Below are 18,382 nucleotides of genomic sequence, written 5' to 3' on the forward strand. Positions count from 1 at the left end.
TTATGGCAAGGCTCCGGTACGACTGAAGTTTCGGCGAGTTCCCAGACGCGCTGGTTAGAAGACGGGCAGCGGAGGGGACTTGGGGAAGACGACCGGCAGTGCCGCAAGTGCCCGGTGGAATGGTCCGGGCCGCCACGTCAATTCGTCCGCGGGCACGGCCAGTTCCATTTCGGGAAGCGCGTCGAGCAGCTGATCGATGGCGTCCTGAACGACGAGGTAGGCAACAGATCTCGCGGGGCAGGCGTGCGGCCCGGCGCCCCAGGCCAGATGCGAGCGGTTGCCGGTGCGATCGCCGCCGCGGATCGCCGGATCGTTATTGCAGCCCGAAAAGCTGATCACTACCGGCTGATGGGCGGGCAGCCAGGTGTTGTCGATGAGGATCGGCTGGCGCGGGTAGGTGATGCTGAAGTTCGCCATCGGCGGGTCGTTGAACAACACCTCGTCGAGCGCGTCGCGAGTCGAGAGGCTACCGCCGAGCATCTCACCGCCGAACCGGTCGTCGGTGAGCATCAGCAGCAGGGTGTTCGTGATCAGATTCTGCATCGGTTCGATGCCCGCGCCGTAGAAACTGATCAGCTGGCACAGCATTTCGGTGTCGTCGAGCTTGGACGGGTGGTGGGCCATTCGCGAGGTGACGTCGTCACCGGGCTCGGCCCTGCGTAGCTGCACCAACTCCAGCAGCGCCTCGCTGAGCATCGCCATACCGGCGGCCGCCTCGACGGTGTCGAAGAGCATCGCCATACCGGTCGCGACCCGCTGCCCCACTTCGGTTGGGCAGCCGACCATCTGGTTGATGACCTCGAAGACAACCGGCAGCGCGTACTGGGTGACCAGGTCGACCTCGCCTGCCTCGCAGAAGCTGTTGATCACCGGGATGGCGATCTTCTCGACCGTCGAATGCAGTTCGTGCAGATCGATTCCGTCGATGCTGACGGAATAGGCCTGCCGGTAGCGGGCATGCGCCGCACCGGTATTGCGCAGTGCGTTCGGGTACCACATCATCATCGGCTTGATCGGTGAGTCGTCGGGAACCGTCTGCTCCCAATGCCGCGGATCCGCCGGGAAGTGTTCCGGATCGTTGAGGATTCGCACCGCGGTCTGATACCCGACCACCAGGGTGGCGGGCACACCCGGTGCCAACTCCATCGGCACCAGCGACCCGTACTGGCTGCGTGCCTCCCGATAGGCGCGATGCGGATCGGCCGCGAACTCCGGAGTATGCAACAACACTCGGGGTTCGCCGGGATCGAGTGGTGAGCCGTGCCCGGCGGGGCATACTCCGGTCGCGGTGGCGCGGGTTGACGATGGCGTGGTCAAGGGCGTGGCTCCAGACGTTGGATCAGCAAGGCGGCCAGGATCAATGAAAGCACCGCGGCGATAACACAGCCTGCGGCCACAGCATTCAGTTCAGCCCTCCTCGCGACGCCGACCGTATGTGACCCCGGCCATGAGGTCCGCGTCGAGAACTCGAACCCTGGCGAGGCAACTACAGCCGACTGCGGTCACCCCACAGTCCCTGTAGGACAGGCGATTTCGACGCACAATCACCGGACGCCCTACCAGCCGCCCCAGAACTCGACGACCCGCTCACGTTATCAGTATCCGGAAGAACTCTCTCCAGATCCGTCCGCAACGCCCGCACGCCGTGTACAAACCGTCAGCTACCGGCAAATATGTTGAGCCGCTATGGCTCTCGTCGCTCATCTAAGCGCGGCGAGCGGTCGTCCCGCACTCGCTAGGGCAATTGCACACCGGCCGTACCGAATGTGCAGCTGGCGCGCATCCGAAACATGCTGCTCGGGGCCGCTCAGTCGGCGCTGGGAAGTTTCGCTTGCCCCGCGGGCAGGCGGACCGCGGTTTCGACGAGTTCGGTGACTCGGGTTGCGGGAACGGGGATGCCGGGGGTTCGTCGGGTCCACTGGAGAAAGGCGTCGACATCCATCGCTGGGATTTCGCCGAGGTAGGGGCGGATATATGCCGGGGTGTTCGGTTCGGTGCGCCAACTATCGGTCAGCGGACCGATGTCCACCCCGTCATAGCCGAGAAGGTTCAGAAGGTGGGTGGCCTCGGCTTTGGCTGCCACGTTGTCGCCTGCGATGGGCAGGGCGCTGCGGTCCGGGGCATCGGCGGGGCGGGTGAGGGAGAGCAGTTGGTGTGGGGTGATGGTGTTGAATGCCTTGACCACGTGGGAATCGGCGAGGTGGTGCTGGATAAGGGCGCTGGAAGTCAGTGCGGCTGTGTCCAGTTCGGTCACTCGGCCGTCTCGTTCCGGGTAGTAGTTCGCTGTATCGAGGACCGTCTTTCCGGCCAGCGCTGCCGCAGGGAGTTTTTGATAGGCCATCAATGGAATCGCTGCGACCACCAGGTCCGCGGCGCATGCCGTTTCCGTGGGTGTGGCTGCTCTTGCTCGGCTACCGAGTTCGGCAACCAGGTCATCAAGGGTTTCGGGCCCTCGGGAATTACTGAGCACGACATCGAGACCTGCCGATATGGCCAGCCGAGCAATGGCAGTGCCGATCATTCCACTGCCGATGAGTCCGAGTGTTCGATGCACGACGTATCTCCGTTCGTTCGTGTGTGCCGCCTGACAGCGTGGAGCCGTCGCGGCCGCGCGGCCAGACCCGTGTGCTGCGTACTCACAGCGTGATCACCCACGGCGAGGGATAGCCGCCGGGCATAGGGTCGTCGAGTGGACGACCGGACCGAGCTCAGTGGTTTCCTCACATCGCGCCGAGCGCGGCTGCGCCCGCAAGACGTCGGGCTGCGCGATCACGGCGGTGTGCGCCGAGTCGCAGGGCTGCGGCGCGAAGAGTTGGCCCAGATCGCGGGGGTGAGCATCGCTCACTACACGCGTCTGGAGCAGGGCAAGGCGGACAGCGTCTCGGATAATGTCCTCCGTGCCATCGGCGCGGCGCTGCGCCTGGACACCGACGAATCGGCATATCTGCACCGACTCGCGCGGCGTCCGCGATCGTGCGCACAGGAAATCCCTTCCACGGATATGCCTATTGGCCTGCGTTATCTGCTGGATTCGTTCGTGATGACACCGGCACTGGTGGTCGGTCGCCACACCCAGATCATCGGTTGGAACCGACTCGCCGTCGCGGTGTTCGGCGACTTCCCCGCGCTGCCCCATGACCGCCGCACCCTCTCACACCTGCTGTTCACCGAGCCACACCTGCTTGAACTGCTCGGCACCGGTTGGGATCAGGCGGCACTCGCCCAGGTGGCGCATCTGCGCGTGCTGCTCGGACGCTATCGCGGACACTCCGAACTCGCGGCGCATATCGACACCATGCGCGAGCTGAGCCCGGAGTTCGCACGAATGTGGGCCGAGCACTCGGTCGCGCAGATCCGGAATCGGACTTACGCGCTGCACCACCCGCTCGTCGGCGAGCTGACGCTGCACGGCGAACTCATCGCCCTCCCCGACGCGCCGTCGTGCTGCGGCCTGGACCTATTCGCCGCCGAGCCGGGTTCGGCATCCGAACAGGCGCTGCGGGAACTCGGCAGTCCGTAGCCCGGCTCGGTTGGTTCGTCGGGCATGAGATCGCGGCCCGGCTGCCCGCGAATCGCAAGGCGCTGCGCCCGGATCCCAGAACCGAACGCTGGCCGATTGCTCCGCTGCGGCTCAGCCGGAAACTATGCGTTAGCTGCGAATCCGAGACTGCGGCTGGCCATGAGCGGCCGACCTGGCTATTGTCAGCGCCTGGCGGAAATGCCAGTGTAAATTTCCGCAGATCGTGAGGTTCCACCCGATGTTCATTGATTTACTGCCGTTGCGCTCGACAGGTAGCTGTTCGCCGCCGATCGATAGCGGGTCGCCCCTACCGACCAGCATTCGGCCATGGCACAACTGGTGAACGCGGAGTACACATGCTAGAGCTCGATCATTTCAGCCACGGCTGGTTGACCCCGGTCATGGCCTACCTGGTGTCCTTTATCGGATCCGCGCTCGCCCTGCGCTGTGTGGTGCACGCTCGATCTTCCGATTGGCCGGCCGGATGGCTCGCCACCGCCGCCGTCTCCCTCGGCGGCGCGGGCATCTGGGTCATGCACTTCACCGCCATGCTCGGCTTCTCCATCCATGGCGCCACGATTCGCTACGACGTGCCGATGACGCTGCTCAGCGCGGTCATCGCGATCTTGGTCGTCTGGGTCGGGCTATCCATCGTGGTCCGCGGTCGGAACGAATTCGTGGCACTGCCGATCGGCGGCGCGGTCACCGGCATCGGCGTGGCCGCCATGCACTACCTGGGCATGTACGCGATGAAAACCAATGCCCATGTCGAATACGACCGCACAACGGTCGTGGTGTCGGTGGTAATCGCGGTGGTCGCGGCCACGGCCGCACTGTGGTTCATGCAGCATGTTCGCGGTCTGTTCGCCACCATCGGCGCCGCGCTGATCATGGGTGTCGCGGTGTGCGGAATGCACTACGTCGGGATGACCTCGATGCATGCCAGCCATGCCGACCACCAGATCGGCGGCGGCATCGATCCGCTCCAACTCGTGACACCGCTGATCGTGACCGTCACGCTGGTCATGATGATGCTGATGGTGGTTGTCGGGCTCGCCGAGATCGACGAGCGCAGCACCCGCGAAGCGCTGCCCGTCCGGCACGAACCACGCGGACCATCGGCGACGACAACCGGAGCCTGGCCGGTAGTCACCGACGTACGCCACGATTCCCCGAGCTGGGGGCTGCGTAGTAGTTCGCAGACCGAACACCGAAATCGCCATCGCCATCGCCTCGACTCCGATCGGTAATCGGTTACTACCCGCGGCAGTAACGCGCGACGAACCGGTTCAGAATCACACTGGGCACCGTGATCGATTCGCGATGACCGAGCTCGATCAGGTCATCGGCCTCATCCGGCTCGAAATAGCCCGCATGCCGATAGACCTCGATGCGCAACGCCAGTCCATCGCTGTCCAGTTCGGGATGGAATTGGGTCGCGTACACGTGCTGACCGACGCGAATCATCTGCACCGGACAATCGGCCGATCCGGCCAGCAGCACCGCACCGGGCGGCACATTCTGACAGGCTTCCTTATGGCCGACGAACGCTCGAAACGTTCGTGGAACACCCACTAGCAGCGGGTCCGCGCGGCCGTGCTCGGTCAAATCGATGGTCTGCGCGCCGACCGGTTCGCTGTATTGCTGGACGCTTACCTCCCCACCGAGTACGTCCGCGAGGATGCCCAATCCGTAGCAGGCGCCCAGATACGGAAAATCCCGGCCGATGATCTCGGTCATCAGCTTCTTCAGCTTGGGTTCGAATGTCCGCTGGTATCCGTATTTCTCGGCGTCCGGACTGCTGACATTGCTCGGCCCGCCGCCGACGATGACCGCCGAGTAATCGTCGAGGTCGATATCCGGGAATTCCTGATCCATCTGCACCCGGACCGTGTCACCCACATCTAGGTCGGCCATGCGCAGGACGGCGCGGTATTCGTCATCCGCGGCGGGGCGCTCCGGCCGCAACTGCAGGACTAGACACGGCTTGGTCATGCTTCAGATTGTGGAAGATCGGCGGTCAGTTTTCATCCAAGACCGCCTTTAAGAATTCACGAGTCCGATCATGACGGGGATCGGTGAAGATCTGTTCCGGATCACCGTCCTCAAGCACCCGTCCGGCGTCGAACATCATTACGCGATCGGAAACCTTTCGGGCGAACTGCATTTCGTGAGTGACGCACAGGAACGTGATCTCGGTATCGGCCGCGATATCGGCCAGCAGATGCAGTACGCCGGTCACCAGCTCCGGGTCGAGCGCCGAGGTCACCTCGTCGAGCAGCAGCACTTCCGGTTCCATGGCCAGTGCCCTGGCTATGGCGACTCGCTGCTGCTGGCCGCCGGAAAGATGAGCCGGACGAGCGTTGATTTTGTCGGTGAGCCCGACCAGTTCGAGCAGCTTTCGCGCCCGCTCCTCGGCGGCGTCCTTGGATTGGCCGAGACCGCGGATCGGCCCCTCGGTGACATTGCGCAGGACCGTCATATTCGGGAACAGATTGAACTGCTGGAAGACCATGCCGATCTTGCGTCGCATCCGACGAAGGTGCGCCGGACCGGCGGGCACCAGTTTGTCGCCGCGTCGCTGATGGCTGAGCAGCTCGCCGCCGACCTCGATGGTGCCCGCGTCTATCCGTTCCAGCCCCATGAGCAGCCGCAAAATGGTGGTCTTGCCGGAACCGGATGGCCCGATCAAGGTGACGAATTCACCTGGTGCAATGGCGAAATCGAGTTCGTCCAGGCAGACCGTGGCACCGTAGCGCTTTTCCACACCGGCGAACCGGATCATCGGTTCAGACACGTCGTTCCAACTTTCGTACCAGGATCGAGCACGGATAGCTCAGCGCGAGGAAGGTCAGACCGGCCGCGAGCCAAGCCTCGGGTCCCGCGCCACCGGTATCGGCCGCGTATTCGGTTTTGACCTGATAGACCATGTCGAGAATGACGATCGAGGACAGCAGCGGCACCTCTTTGAACATCGCGATCGTGTAATTGCCCAGCGCTGGCAGCACGCGCGGTACCGCCTGCGGCAGAATCACATCGACCCAGGTGCGCGTGCGCGGCAGATTCAACGCCGTGGCCGCCTCCCACTGCGCCACGGGTACCGCGTCGATGCCCGCGCGGAACACCTCCGAGGTGTAGCACGCGTAGTGGACGCCTAGTGCGGCAACGCCGACGATCAGACGTTGCGTGTCGATGGAAAACCCGCCGAGTAGATCCGGGCGCACCACCCAGTAGAGAAAGAAAATCTGTACCAAAAGCGGTGTACTGCGGATGAATTCGATGAATGCCCAGAGCAGCTGATCGAGCACCGGAATCCGCAATCGTCGAATCACCGCGAAGATCAGACCGAGCACATACGCGACCAGCGATCCGAGCAGGGTGTACTGGATCGTGACGAGCAGCCCGTCCCAGATGAAGGGAAAGGCGTCGAAGAAGCGGTCCCACCGCCATTTCTCCATCACACCCCCACATGTGCCGAGAGTCGAATACTCGATCGCTTCGGCCGCCGCCCCACCCGCCGAGCCGCCAACTGCTCGAGCACCCGCATGATCACCGTGATGACCACCGCGATGAGCAAGTACACGACCAGCTGGATCCCGTAGATGAGACCGAGTTCGCGAGAGAATGCGGGAACCGCGCGCAGTTCATCGGCCTTCTTGAATACCTCCGGCACTGCGATAAAGCTCAGCACCGCAGTGGCTTTCACGAGTTGGATGAACAGATTGTTGAACGACGGCAGCATCTCGACCACGGCCTGCGGTAGGACCACCCGCCACATGCGTTGCGCCGGTGAAAGATTCAGTGCGATCGCGGCCTCGACCTGTGCCTGCGGCACCGATCTGATCGCACCGCGGACGATTTCGGCACCGTAGGCGCCGTGATTGAGACCGAGCACGATGATGCCGATGACCAACAGCCCCTTCGCCGTCGCCCCCAGCGATACGCCGAAGAAGATCGGTATCGCCACAGCGAAGAAGAACAGCTGTACCACCTCCGAGCTGCCGCGGAACCCCTCCACATAGATGCGAGTGACGAACCGCACCGGCAGATACGGCGACAGCATGGCAATCCCGGCGACCAAGGACAGCACGGCGGTCAGCGCGATGCCGCCGACCGCCGCCCACAGCGTGAAGGGCAGACCCTGCGCTACCCGCTCCAGGTAGGTCGAGAAATGTGAGGACACGAGGTCAAGCCGTGCAGTACTGCTCGGCGGTGGCCGCCGGATCCGCCTCGTTCGCCTTGGTCAGGCCGAACGGCTCCACCAGCTTCAACCACTCCCCGCTTTCGTGCAGTGCGCGCAGCTCGCGATTGAAGTCCTCGCGGAACTTATCGTCGCCGATGCGGAAGTTGAAGGTGCCGACATCCGGCTTATTGCCGAAACGGAAGGACGGGCCCACCGTCAGTTTCGCGTCCGGATTGTTCTTCACCAGCCATGCGGCGGTGACATCGAGCATTGCGGCGCCGTAGACGTCCTTGTTGCGCACCGCACGCAAGATATCGTCCTGCTTGGCCATCGGCTCGATGAGTTGGGATGGCACACCCGAGGATTGCGCGTAGCCGTTCTCGACCGCGCCACCCAATGTGGCGATCCGGACGTTCTCCCGGGTGATGTCCTCGAAACGGTTGATATTGCGTGGATTGCCTTCCGGCACAAGGAATGACGAACCGACCTGGTAGTCGGGAGTGGCGAAGGCGGAACTCTCACATCGCTTCGGATTGATGAACATGCCCGCCGCGACGAATGCGTAGTTCTTCGCCCGAACACCGTCGATCAATCCGTCGAAGTCGGTGACCACGCCTTCGATTTCATTGATACCGAGCCGTTTCAATACCGCGCGGGCGACGGTCGGCGCATATCCGGTCAGCTGGCCGTCCGCACCGAGGAATGCCCACGGCGCCTCATTGGCGAAACCGACCTTGATCTTGCCCGATGATTTCGCATCCTCGTAGGTCACCGCCGCCGCATCGTCGCCGCCCAATCCACAGCCGGCTACCACCACGAGGCTGGCCGCGGCGATCGCGGCGGCCACGGCGCGACGCAATCGTTTGCGCGCACCTCCGAATTCGAACTTCATGACCCCGTCCTTCCGCAGACACGCGAGTCGCCTCATGCTTGCGGATGAACTTTGCGATCGACCAGCCGAACTCTTTGCGATTACATGACGATGCGGACCTATGGTCGCGCGAATATCGAACCGTTCTCCACCAATTCGGCCGCACGGCTCGCAATGGCGCTGCCGAGCTCACCGGTCGTCGCGGTGCCACCGAGGTCAGGTGTGCGAATTCGACCTTCGCGCAGGACATCGCAGACGGCGCGATCGACCGCCGCGGCGGCGGCACGTTCGCCCAAATGCTCCAACAGCATTGCTCCGGCGAGAATCTGCGCGACCGGATTCGCGATGCCCTGTCCGGCGATATCGGGCGCACTACCGTGTACCGCCTCGAACATCGATGGCGCCGTGCGCTCGGGATTGATATTGCCCGATGGTGCCAAGCCGAGTCCACCGGTTACCGCGGCGGCGAGGTCGGACAGGATGTCGCCGAATAAATTCGATGCGACGATCACATCGAGCCGATCCGGATGCAACACGATTTCGGCGGCTAGTGCATCGACATGCAGCTGCCGGGTCTGGACCTGCGGAAATTCCGTGGAAATGCGCTCGAAGATGCTGTCCCAGTACGGCATCGAGTGCAGCAGTCCATTCGATTTGGTGGCCGAGCACAGGCGACCGTCACGTTCGAGGGCTCGTTCGAAGGCGTAGCGAATGATCCGTTCGCAGCCCACCCGGGTGAAGATCGATTCCTGCCGGACGAATTCGTCGGTGCGGCCTGGATGGTGCATGCCGCCGATCGCGGAATATTCGCCCTCGGAATTCTCCCGCACGATCAGGATGTCCAGATCCTCGGCGGTACGGTCGCGCAAGGCCGATTCGGTGCCGGGCAGCAGTCGAACCGGGCGCAGATTCACATACTGGCCGAAGGCGCGACGCAGCGGAATCAGCAAACCCCACAGCGAAATATGATCGGGCACACCGGGAAAGCCGACCGCGCCCAGCAAGATCGCGTCGAATCCGGCCAGCTGACCGGATGCGTCGGGCGGCATCATCGCTCCGGTGCGCAGGTAATTCTCACAGGACCAGTCGAATTCGGTCCATTCGATGCCGGGCAGCACCGCATCGAGTACCGCGACGGCCTCGGCGGTGACATCGACACCGATGCCATCGCCGGAAATGGTCGCTATCCGGTAGTTGGGCCCACCGGTAACCCTCACGAAATCGCCTCGCGATGCTGAACTCATATCCGCACTCCGATGTATTTGGTCTCCAGGAATTCGTCTATGCCGGTGAGTCCGCCCTCACGGCCGAGCCCGGATTCTTTCACGCCGCCGAACGGTGCGGCGGGATTGGAGACTACTCCCTGATTCAGACCGACCATGCCGGTTTCCAGTGCCTCGCATACGCGCAGTCCACGTCGCAGATTTTCGGTGAAAACATAACTCACCAACCCGTACGGCGTGTTATTCGCGCGCGCGACGACCTCGGCTTCGGTATCGAATGCCGCGACCGCCGCGACCGGTCCGAAGATTTCGGTGTGGCACATCTCGGCGTCATCGGGGACATCGGTCAATACCGTTGCGGGATAGAAGTTTCCGAGACCCGCCAGCGCCGCGCCGCCGGTGCGCACGGTGGCCCCGCGGCCGACCGCATCGGCAACCAGACTGGTCACCTTCGCCACCGCATCAGCGTCGATCAGCGGACCGACGACGACTCCCGGCTCGGTCCCGCGCCCCATCGGCAGCGCCGCAAGCCGGTCCGCCAGCCGAGTTGCGAACTCGTCAACGACACTGCGCTGCACAAAGATTCGGTTCGCGGCAGTACACGCCTGCCCGATATTGCGCATCTTCGCCGCCAGCGCACCTTCGACCGCCTCATCGAGATCCGCATCGTCGAAGACGATGAACGGCGCGTTGCCACCGAGCTCCATCGAGGTGCGCATTACCGTCCGCGCACACTGCTCGAGCAGATGCTTTCCGACGGCGGTCGAGCCGGTGAAGGACAGCTTGCGCGAGCGGGTGTCCAGAATCATCGGCGTCATCACCGCTCCCGGGTCGGATGTGGTGATCACGTTGACCACACCCGCCGGAACGCCAACTCGGTCCAGAATGTCCGCCAGCGCCAGCATCGAAAGTGGTGTCTGCTCAGCGGGCTTCACGACGCAGGTGCATCCTGCGGCAAGTGCCGGACCGATCTTGCGGGTCCCCATGGCCATCGGGAAGTTCCACGGCGTGATGAGCAGGCTGGGACCGACCGGCTGTCTGGTCACCAGGAAGCGCGAACCACCCGCCGGTGCCGGCATATACCCGCCGTCCAGGCGCACAGCCTCTTCGGCGAACCATCGGAAAAACTCTGCGGCATAAGCGATTTCACCGCGCGCCTCGGCCAGCGGCTTACCCATTTCCAACGTCATGATCAGCGCGAGTCGTTCGGTATCGGCGAGCAGCGCCCGGTGCGCGTCCATGAGGATGTCACTGCGCTGTCTCGGCGGCGTTCGCGCCCACTGCGCCTTTGCCCGGTCAGCCGCGGCAAGGGCGTCCAGCCCGGCGGTCGAATCGGCGTCGGCCACCTCGCACAGCAACTGGCCGGTCGACGGATCGGTGACCGGAAGCGTCGCGGCTGTCGCGCGCCACCCGCCGTCGATGAACAGTCCAGTAGGAACCGTGTCGATCGCGGCGCGTTCGGCTGTGGTCAGGGCGGTTTCGGTGAGCATGTGGGCTCCTTTTCTTCCCGACGCGGCCTTCGGCCATTGCTGCGAACCCCGTGCCCATGTTATGCATATTGTCAACAATCCGACAATAGACAATCACCGGATACGCGCCCGGGAGGCGGATCATGACCGAGCTATCCCCCGTTCTCAAACAAGCCACCCCGGTAACCGTCGATCACGGATCCGGCTGCTACCTCTACGGCACCGACGGCCGCCGCTATCTCGACTTCACCGCGGGCATCGGCGTCACCAGCACCGGCCACTGCCACCCACACGTCGTCGCCGCGGCCCAAGCCCAGGTCGCCAGCCTGATCCACGGCCAATACACCACCGTCATGCACCGGCCGCTGCTCGAACTCGTCGAGCGACTCGGCACCGTGCTGCCCGAAGGTCTGGACACACTGTTCTTCGCCAACTCCGGCAGCGAGGCGGTCGAGGCCGCGCTGCGTCTGGCCCGCCAGGCCACCGGACGGCCGAATATCGTTGTCTTCCAGGGTGGTTTCCACGGTCGCACGGTCGCGGCGGCGACCATGACGACCTCGGGCACCCGCTTCTCGGCCGGGTTCAGCCCGCTGATGTCCGGTGTGCACGTGGCGCCGTTCCCCACCGCCTTCCGCTACGGCTGGACCGAGGCCGAGGCCACCGACTTCGCACTGCGCGAACTCGACTACATCTTCGCCACCGTCACCTCCCCGGCCGAAACCGCCGCATTCGTGGTCGAACCGATGCTCGGCGAGGGCGGCTATATCCCCGGCAACACCACGTTCTTCCGCGGGCTGCGCGAACGCGCGGACCGGCACGGCATTCTGCTCATCTTCGATGAGATCCAAACCGGCTTCGGCCGGACCGGAAAGTTCTTCGGACATCAGCACTTCGACGTCCGTCCCGATGTCATCACCATCGCGAAGGGCCTGGCCAGTGGGTTCCCGCTGTCCGGAATCGCGGCCCCGCGCGAGCTGATGGCCAAGGCCTGGCCCGGCTCACAGGGCGGCACCTACGGTGGCAATGCGGTGGCCTGCGCGGCCGCGATCGCCACACTCGAGGTGATCGAATCGGAGGGGTTGGTGGACAACGCCGCCGCGCGTGGCGCACAACTGCTGAGCGGACTGCGCGACAGCGCCACCAAGGCCATCGGCGATGTGCGCGGGCTCGGACTGCTGTGTGGCACCGAATTCACCACCGCCACAGGCGAACCCGACACCGCGACAGCCGCCGCGGCCCAGCGGCTCGCGGTCGAGAAGGGGCTGCTGCTACTCACCTGCGGTGCGTATATGAATGTCGCGCGGATGATCCCGCCGTTGATCGTGACCGATACCCAGATCGACGACGCGCTCGCGATCTGGTCGACCGTGCTCGCCGAACTCCCCGCGTGACCAGGAGGCAGAACCCATGGCCCGCTACATCTCGATCACACTGACCAAGGCGGGCGTGACCTGCCGAGCCCGACTGCTCGACGCGGAGGCACCCCGAACCTGCGCGGCGGTGTGGGCTGCGCTGCCCCAGGAAGGCGACGCATTCCACGCCAAGTACGCCCGCAACGAGGTCTACACGCTGCTGCCCCGGATCGCGGCGGCACCGCATCGGGAGAATCCGACCGTCACCCCCATTCCGGGTGATGTGTGCCTGTTCGACTTCGAAGCGTGGGAGATCGGCAACCCGGCCTACGGCTACGAACCCGGTACGGCGGCGCACCACGAACAGGGCGCCACCGACCTGGCCTTGTTTTACGGCCGCAACAACTTACTGATCAACGGCGACATGGGTTGGGTCCCCGGCAACGTCTTCGCCACCATCGAAGAAGGCCTCACCGATATCGCGACGGCCTGCAACGCACTCTGGCTGCACGGTGTCCAGGGCGAAACCCTGGCGTTTGCCCGCAGCAGTGTTTGATGTGCAGCGCCTGCGGCGCTGCGTGTTCGCGGCCCCCTGGTGTCTCGCGTCCGAGCCGTCGAGACTCGCGACTTCGTCGCATGCGCTTCGACGGCTCGGACGCGAGACGGGCCGCGAACTCCTCGCTCGTAAGACTCGCTCCGTGGCGGTTGGGGGTAGCGGGGCGTTCGGCACCTGACGCACGCATGCCGCAAGGGCGCGACTCGCGCCTTCGTCGCATGCGCTTCGACGGCTCGGCCGAGTCGATGGCCGCGCCTTCGCGCGGACGCGAGACGGGCCACGAACGTCGCTCGTCAGACCCGCTCTGTCGGGGCTGGGAGAGGCTTGAAATGGGAAGTGGCTAACCCAGCACGTATTCGGCGTAGCGGGCGACCGCGAGGACGAGATCATCGGAGTGGCGCGGTCCGATGATCTGCAGGCCGACCGGCAGTCCTGCCGCGGTGGTACCTGCGGGGATGCTGATCGCGGGTTGCTGGGTCATGTTGAACGGATAGGTGAACGGCGTCCACTGCGGCCAGCTATCGAGCCCGCTGCCCGGCGGGACATCGTGACCCGCCTCGAATGCGGTAATCGGCATCGTCGGGGTGATCAACAGGTCATAGGTGGTGTGGAAGGCACCCATGATGATACCGAGCTGGGCAGCCACCGCGCGGGCGTCGAGATAGTCGACGGCACTGACGGTTTCGCCACGTTCCCAGACCGCGCGCAGCCCTTGATCCACATTTTCGCGCGCACCATCGGGGAATTTCGCCAACATGGTGGCCGCACCGGCGGCCCACAGCACTTCGAATGCGTCGCGCGGATCTTCGAAGCCCGGATCGGTCGTGATGACCCGCAGTTCGGCATCGGCGAGCCGCCGCACCGCCGCGTCCACGATCGCGGCGACCTCCGGATCGACTTGCGCATAACCGAGCGTCGGCGAGTAGGCGACGGTGAGTCCGCGCACCTCGCGCGACATCTGGCCGCGGAAGGTCGTCACCGTGGGCGGCAGCGCGGTCGGATCGCGCGGATCGGGCAGGGACAGGATGTCCATGAGCAGCGCGGCGTCCTCGACGGTCCTGGTCATCGGCCCGGCGTGCGCCAGTGGACCGAACGGGCTCGCCGGATACAGCGGAATGCGGCCGTGCGTCGGCTTGAAACCGACAATCCCGCAGAACGCGGCCGGAATGCGAATGCTGCCGCCGCCGTCCGTGCCGACCGACACCGGACCCATCCCGGCCGCCACCGCCGCCGCACTGCCGCCTGAGGAGCCGCCCGACGTCGTCGTGGGATCGACCGGATTGCGGGTGATGCCGGTCAGTGGGCTATCGGTGACCGCCTTCCAAGCGATTTCGGGTGTTGTCGTCTTCCCGAGGAACACCATGCCGTCCTCGCGCAGCCGGGCCGCGACCGGGCTGTCGACCTGCCAGGGACCACTCGGGTCGATCGAGGTGCTGCCGCGCCGGGTGGGCCAGCCCTCGGTCAGGAAGATGTCCTTGATCGAGATCGGCACGCCGTCGAGCAGTCCGCGGGCATAACCCGAATGCCAGCGCGCCTCCGAATCTTTGGCCTGTACCAGCGCACGATCCGGATCGACCAGACAGTAGGCGTTCACCGCCCCATCGCGTGCCGTAATGGCTTCCAGAATCGCCTCGGTCGCCTCGACCGGCGAGAGGGTGCCCGCCGCGTAGGCCGAGACCAATTCGACGGCGGTCATCGCGGCCGGTTGAGTATTGATGTCCGGGTAGCTCATGCCTGCGCCTCGCTGACGCTCGGCTCCGGCATACGCACGGCGCGCTGGCTCATGATTCGCTCACTTCGTTCGCTCATGGCAGGCTCCTTCAGCCGGGCACGTACCCCAGCTCTTTATCGACCACGTTGTCCAAAGTCCGGCCGGCGATCCAATTATCGAAATTGCGGGTGAACGCCGTGACGACCTCGGTTCGCCAGCCGCTGAAATCACCCGAATTGTGCGGAGTAATAAGCACATTCGGCAGATCCCACAGCGGATGCCGCGCCGGTAGCGGTTCCGGATCCACCACATCGAGTGCCGCCCCGGCTATCGATCCGGTGCTGACTGCGGCGAGAAGGTCGTCGGTCACAACGAGTTCCCCACGACCGACATTGACAAACCTGGCATGAGGTTTCATCGCGGCGAATGCCTTGGCATCGAACATTTCCCGGGTCTGCGGCGTCAGCGGTGCGACCGCGACGACATAATCGGCAATGGGAAGTTCAGCGTGCAGGTCGGTGCTCACGGTGCCGAAATCCGGGTCGGAGGCCCGCGCGCGACGGCCCACCGCGCGCACGGTCATCCCGGCAGCGCGCAATAACCGCGCGATAGCGCGGCCGATCGAACCCGTTCCGACTATCAGGACGCAGGCGCCCGCAATGCGTTCGGATTCGCGATGCCGCCATTCGTGCCGCTGCTGCAACCGCAGCGATCCGGACAGATCCTTCGCGAAACCGAGAATCTGTCCCAAGACGTATTCCGCGATGGCCGTATCGAATACGCCACGTGTATTGGTGATCACGACCTCGCTTTCCCGCAGTTCCCGAAACATCGCCGGATCCACCCCGGTCGAACCCATATGCAGCCAGCGCAACCGATCGGCCGCATGCCAGGCGCCGGGGAGCGCACGAGTCAGGAAGTCGTAGACGAATAACGCGTCGGCGCCGCGCAATGCGTCGGCGAGTCCGGGCGCTTGCGTGTACCGCACTTCTGCTCGATCGGCCACCGGGGCCATGAGGTCCGCCTCGGGCACACTGTCACTGTGCAGGACGGTGACAATCGGGCCCTGTTCCACATTGACACACTAAAATCGCATCGTATGATTGTCAACAATCCGATCGTTCTCGGAGGTCTAACGGCTGAGCGCGAGAGGGGCCGCATTGGAACTCGGCTTTCCTGATATCGAAGGACCCGTAGCACAGCGGGGAATCGGGATCATCGCACCGTTCGACCTCGCGCTCGAACGCGAACTCTGGCGCTGGGCGCCGCTGGATGTCAGCCTGCACCTGGCCCGCACGCCGTATGAACCGGTCCCGGTTTCGATGGCGATGGCCGAGCTGGTCTCCAATCCCGTACATCTGACGGCGGCGACGCGCGATGTGATGCACGTCGAGCCGGAAGTCGTTGCCTACCTGTGCACGTCGGGCAGTTTCATCAGGGGCCTCGCCTACGAGAAGTCACTGCGAGACACCATTTGTCAGGCCGGAGCGCTGGACGCCGTCACCACCTCCGGGGCACTGGTGGAGGCGATCCGGCATCTGGATATCAGCAGAGTCTCGGTGCTCACCCCCTACGACGAAATCCTCACCCACAAACTGCACGACTTCCTCGCCGAAGCGGGCTGCACCGTAATCCGTTCGGACCACTTGGGTTTGGGCGGTGGCATCTGGAAGGTCAACTACCGCACCATCGCCGAACGCATCATCGGCGCGGACGACCCGCAGGCGCAGGCCATTTTCGTCAGCTGTACCAACCTGCCCACCTACGACGTCATCGAGCCACTCGAACAGGCGCTCGGCAAACCCGTACTCACCGCGAACCAGCTCACCATGTGGGCCTGCCTGGGCCGGATGAAGCTGCCGATGACCGGTCCGGGAAAGTGGCTACTCAACGTTTTCTGATGGGAAGAACATGCAGGCACCAACCGTAGGTTTCATCTACCCCGACCACGCGGCCGAGGACGACTACCCACTCGCCGCGTCGCTGCTCGGCGTGCGGTTTCCGGTGGCGCACATCTATGGCACCGATCTGCACGCCATTCCTGAGCTGCTCGATCTGGGCAGTCCGGACAAGCTGCGCCACGGTGCCTCCTTACTCGCACCGGACAAGCCCGACGCCGTCGTCTGGGCCTGCACCTCAGGGAGTTTCGTATACGGACCGCAGGGTGCGCGCGAGCAGGTGCAAGCGCTGGCTTCGGCCGCTGAGGTACCCGCCTCGAGCACCAGTCTGGCCTTCGTCGCGGCCGCGCAGACGCTCGACGTGCGCCGCGTCGCGGTCGCCGCAAGCTACCCGGACGATGTCGCGCAGCTGTTCGTGGAATTCCTGGCCGATGCCGGAATCGAGGTGGTCGCCTTCTCCAGCGCCGGTATAGACACCGCAGCGGAGGTCGGCACTTTGACCGCCGCACAGGTGCGCGAACTGGCTGTGGCGAATGACCATCCCGACGCGCAGGCGCTGCTGATTCCGGATACCGCCATGCACACCCTCGGGGTGTTGCCGGAACTCGAGGCGCGCTTGGGCAAGATCGTGTTGACGGCCAATCAGGTCACCATCTGGGAGGGCCTGCGGCTCACCGGCACCGCTGTGGCATCCACTGTGCTCGGTTCCCTCTTCTCGGAAAGGCATATCCATGTCGGTCGTTGACTTCGAGCCGGTGAATCGGCAGTCGACCGCGGAAATGATCGCCGACCGGCTGCGCGATGCGATCATGCACGGCAACATGGCCCCCGGCGCCCAACTCGGCGAAGCCGACCTCGCAAACCGATTCGGCGTATCGCGCGGCCCGGTCCGCGAGGCTTTGCAACGCCTGCTCACCGAGGGCCTGCTGTACAGCATCCGTAACCGTGGCATTTTCGTCATCGAGCTGACCATCGACGACGTCGTCGACATCTACCGCGCCAGAACCGCCATCGAAGGTGGCGCCCTCGCACTCATCCTCGACGGCCGCCGAGATATCGCCTACGCGGCTTTGGAACCCAGCGTCACCGCCATGTGCGCGTGCGCCGAAAACGGTGATGCCGCAGGCGTTTCCGATGCCGACCAAGCTTTCCACGAGGCGCTGGTCGACAGCGCGAGCAGCCCCCGCTTGGTCCGAGCGGCCCGCACCTTGTTGATCGAAACCCGAATGTGTTTGGGGGCGTTGCAAACAACGTATCCCGACTTGCGCGAGCAGGCCCGAGAGCATGTCGAACTGCGCGATGCGATCGGATCGGGACCGGTGCGCCGGGCGCGCACGTTACTCGTCGAGCACATGGACGACGCGGTCCAGCGCCTGCACCGTCAGTACAGCCTCGGCGAACAGGCGACCTGACACGCTGCGTCGCTCACCGCTCGCGACGAGTCGATCAACCCTCGGCAGCAGGGATTCGCCCAGCTCGCCGTCTGGAGAATCGATGACCAGGGATCATGCAACACAACGATTCCCGATCCGCCGATGCATGAATCACATCAACCTATGGGTGCCTGCCCGATGGCGCGCGAAGGAGGTGGTTCTCGCA

Annotated in this window: 18 protein-coding genes; 7 read left to right on the top strand and 11 right to left on the bottom strand. The window is 64.4% G+C overall.

Translation table 11 applies throughout. The features are described from left to right. Positions 1 to 54: 54 nt before the first annotated feature. On the bottom strand, positions 55 to 1,317 hold the full coding sequence (locus ACIBG0_RS15265; RefSeq protein WP_397032835.1) for a cytochrome P450: 1,263 nt from the start codon (positions 1,315 to 1,317) through the stop codon (positions 55 to 57). Between the two features lie 490 nt (positions 1,318 to 1,807). Then, positions 1,808 to 2,554, bottom strand: coding sequence for an NADPH-dependent F420 reductase (locus ACIBG0_RS15270; protein ID WP_397032837.1), 747 nt, complete (start codon positions 2,552 to 2,554; stop codon positions 1,808 to 1,810). A 135-nt stretch (positions 2,555 to 2,689) separates the two neighbouring features. Here ACIBG0_RS15270 and ACIBG0_RS15275 point away from each other — a divergent pair, with 135 nt between their 5' ends. Both ACIBG0_RS15275 and ACIBG0_RS15280 read left to right on the top strand, forming a co-directional pair. Further along, the gene (locus ACIBG0_RS15275) at positions 2,690 to 3,520 is read left to right on the top strand and encodes a helix-turn-helix domain-containing protein (protein ID WP_397032839.1); all 831 of its coding nucleotides are present in this window, start codon (positions 2,690 to 2,692) and stop codon (positions 3,518 to 3,520) included. 356 nt (positions 3,521 to 3,876) lie between these two features. Next, positions 3,877 to 4,770, top strand: coding sequence for an MHYT domain-containing protein (locus ACIBG0_RS15280; RefSeq protein WP_397032840.1), 894 nt, complete (start codon positions 3,877 to 3,879; stop codon positions 4,768 to 4,770). A 7-nt stretch (positions 4,771 to 4,777) separates the two neighbouring features. Here the strand turns inward: ACIBG0_RS15280 and ACIBG0_RS15285 are convergent, their stop codons facing one another. From ACIBG0_RS15285 to ACIBG0_RS15315, 7 genes are all read right to left on the bottom strand, one after another. Beyond that, positions 4,778 to 5,515, bottom strand: a complete 738-nt coding sequence (locus ACIBG0_RS15285; RefSeq protein ID WP_397032842.1) for a glutamine amidotransferase — start codon at positions 5,513 to 5,515, stop codon at positions 4,778 to 4,780. A 25-nt stretch (positions 5,516 to 5,540) separates the two neighbouring features. Continuing rightward, the gene (gene ehuA / locus ACIBG0_RS15290) at positions 5,541 to 6,305 is read right to left on the bottom strand and encodes an ectoine/hydroxyectoine ABC transporter ATP-binding protein EhuA (RefSeq protein ID WP_397033404.1); all 765 of its coding nucleotides are present in this window, start codon (positions 6,303 to 6,305) and stop codon (positions 5,541 to 5,543) included. Positions 6,306 to 6,309: 4 nt separating this feature from the next. Continuing rightward, complete coding sequence (gene ehuD, locus ACIBG0_RS15295) at positions 6,310 to 6,978, bottom strand: ectoine/hydroxyectoine ABC transporter permease subunit EhuD (protein WP_397032844.1); 669 nt, start codon at positions 6,976 to 6,978, stop codon at positions 6,310 to 6,312. Further along, positions 6,978 to 7,703: an amino acid ABC transporter permease gene (locus tag ACIBG0_RS15300; RefSeq protein ID WP_397032846.1), complete on the bottom strand. Its 726-nt coding sequence runs from the start codon at positions 7,701 to 7,703 to the stop codon at positions 6,978 to 6,980. Before ACIBG0_RS15300 ends, ehuD begins: the two co-directional genes overlap by 1 nt. Positions 7,704 to 7,707: 4 nt before the next feature. Then, complete coding sequence (gene ehuB, locus ACIBG0_RS15305) at positions 7,708 to 8,595, bottom strand: ectoine/hydroxyectoine ABC transporter substrate-binding protein EhuB (RefSeq protein ID WP_397032848.1); 888 nt, start codon at positions 8,593 to 8,595, stop codon at positions 7,708 to 7,710. Between the two features lie 98 nt (positions 8,596 to 8,693). Beyond that, the gene (locus ACIBG0_RS15310; protein ID WP_397032850.1) at positions 8,694 to 9,791 is read right to left on the bottom strand and encodes a tartrate dehydrogenase; all 1,098 of its coding nucleotides are present in this window, start codon (positions 9,789 to 9,791) and stop codon (positions 8,694 to 8,696) included. Between the two features lie 23 nt (positions 9,792 to 9,814). Then, on the bottom strand, positions 9,815 to 11,287 hold the full coding sequence (locus ACIBG0_RS15315; protein ID WP_397032852.1) for an NAD-dependent succinate-semialdehyde dehydrogenase: 1,473 nt from the start codon (positions 11,285 to 11,287) through the stop codon (positions 9,815 to 9,817). 122 nt (positions 11,288 to 11,409) lie between these two features. Between ACIBG0_RS15315 and ACIBG0_RS15320 the strand changes: the two genes are divergently transcribed. Together ACIBG0_RS15320 and ACIBG0_RS15325 are read left to right on the top strand one after the other, a co-directional pair. After that, a complete protein-coding gene (locus tag ACIBG0_RS15320; RefSeq protein WP_397032854.1) occupies positions 11,410 to 12,657 on the top strand; it encodes an aspartate aminotransferase family protein in 1,248 nt (415 codons plus the stop codon). Positions 12,658 to 12,673: 16 nt separating this feature from the next. Continuing rightward, on the top strand, positions 12,674 to 13,174 hold the full coding sequence (locus ACIBG0_RS15325) for a DUF3830 family protein (RefSeq protein WP_397032856.1): 501 nt from the start codon (positions 12,674 to 12,676) through the stop codon (positions 13,172 to 13,174). 340 nt (positions 13,175 to 13,514) lie between these two features. Here ACIBG0_RS15325 and ACIBG0_RS15330 read toward each other — a convergent pair whose 3' ends face one another. Together ACIBG0_RS15330 and ACIBG0_RS15335 are read right to left on the bottom strand one after the other, a co-directional pair. Beyond that, entirely contained in the window at positions 13,515 to 14,906 is a 1,392-nt protein-coding gene (locus tag ACIBG0_RS15330; protein ID WP_397032858.1) for an amidase, read from the bottom strand. A gap of 88 nt (positions 14,907 to 14,994) precedes the next feature. Continuing rightward, on the bottom strand, positions 14,995 to 15,960 hold the full coding sequence (locus ACIBG0_RS15335) for a D-2-hydroxyacid dehydrogenase (protein WP_397032860.1): 966 nt from the start codon (positions 15,958 to 15,960) through the stop codon (positions 14,995 to 14,997). Between the two features lie 85 nt (positions 15,961 to 16,045). On the opposite strand from ACIBG0_RS15335, the gene ACIBG0_RS15340 reads away from it, so the two are divergent. Genes ACIBG0_RS15340 through ACIBG0_RS15350 form a run of 3 tightly spaced genes read left to right on the top strand, consistent with a single transcriptional unit; the run spans position 16,046 to position 18,195 of the window. Next, a complete protein-coding gene (locus ACIBG0_RS15340) occupies positions 16,046 to 16,786 on the top strand; it encodes an Asp/Glu/hydantoin racemase (RefSeq protein WP_397032862.1) in 741 nt (246 codons plus the stop codon). Between the two features lie 10 nt (positions 16,787 to 16,796). Beyond that, positions 16,797 to 17,528, top strand: a complete 732-nt coding sequence (locus ACIBG0_RS15345) for a maleate cis-trans isomerase (RefSeq protein ID WP_397032864.1) — start codon at positions 16,797 to 16,799, stop codon at positions 17,526 to 17,528. Then, the gene (locus ACIBG0_RS15350; RefSeq protein ID WP_397032866.1) at positions 17,515 to 18,195 is read left to right on the top strand and encodes a GntR family transcriptional regulator; all 681 of its coding nucleotides are present in this window, start codon (positions 17,515 to 17,517) and stop codon (positions 18,193 to 18,195) included. Before ACIBG0_RS15345 ends, ACIBG0_RS15350 begins: the two co-directional genes overlap by 14 nt. The last annotated feature ends 187 nt before the right edge of the window (positions 18,196 to 18,382 follow it).

It is taken from the genome of Nocardia sp. NPDC050630 (genome assembly GCF_044457245.1).
In the GTDB taxonomy this organism is placed as follows: domain Bacteria; phylum Actinomycetota; class Actinomycetes; order Mycobacteriales; family Mycobacteriaceae; genus Nocardia.

Excerpts from the sequence above, each read along its gene's own strand:
- ACIBG0_RS15280 (WP_397032840.1), top strand. The coding sequence starts at position 3,877 with ATGCTAGAGCTCGATCATTTCAGCCACGGCTGGTTGACCCCGGTCATG.
- ACIBG0_RS15285 (WP_397032842.1), bottom strand. The coding sequence starts at position 5,515 with ATGACCAAGCCGTGTCTAGTCCTGCAGTTGCGGCCGGAGCGCCCCGCC.
- ehuA (WP_397033404.1), bottom strand. The coding sequence starts at position 6,305 with ATGATCCGGTTCGCCGGTGTGGAAAAGCGCTACGGTGCCACGGTCTGC.
- ehuD (WP_397032844.1), bottom strand. The coding sequence starts at position 6,978 with ATGGAGAAATGGCGGTGGGACCGCTTCTTCGACGCCTTTCCCTTCATC.
- ehuB (WP_397032848.1), bottom strand. The coding sequence starts at position 8,595 with ATGAAGTTCGAATTCGGAGGTGCGCGCAAACGATTGCGTCGCGCCGTG.
- ACIBG0_RS15315 (WP_397032852.1), bottom strand. The coding sequence starts at position 11,287 with ATGCTCACCGAAACCGCCCTGACCACAGCCGAACGCGCCGCGATCGAC.
- ACIBG0_RS15320 (WP_397032854.1), top strand. The coding sequence starts at position 11,410 with ATGACCGAGCTATCCCCCGTTCTCAAACAAGCCACCCCGGTAACCGTC.
- ACIBG0_RS15325 (WP_397032856.1), top strand. The coding sequence starts at position 12,674 with ATGGCCCGCTACATCTCGATCACACTGACCAAGGCGGGCGTGACCTGC.
- ACIBG0_RS15330 (WP_397032858.1), bottom strand. The coding sequence starts at position 14,906 with ATGAGCTACCCGGACATCAATACTCAACCGGCCGCGATGACCGCCGTC.
- ACIBG0_RS15345 (WP_397032864.1), top strand. The coding sequence starts at position 16,797 with ATGCAGGCACCAACCGTAGGTTTCATCTACCCCGACCACGCGGCCGAG.
- ACIBG0_RS15350 (WP_397032866.1), top strand. The coding sequence starts at position 17,515 with ATGTCGGTCGTTGACTTCGAGCCGGTGAATCGGCAGTCGACCGCGGAA.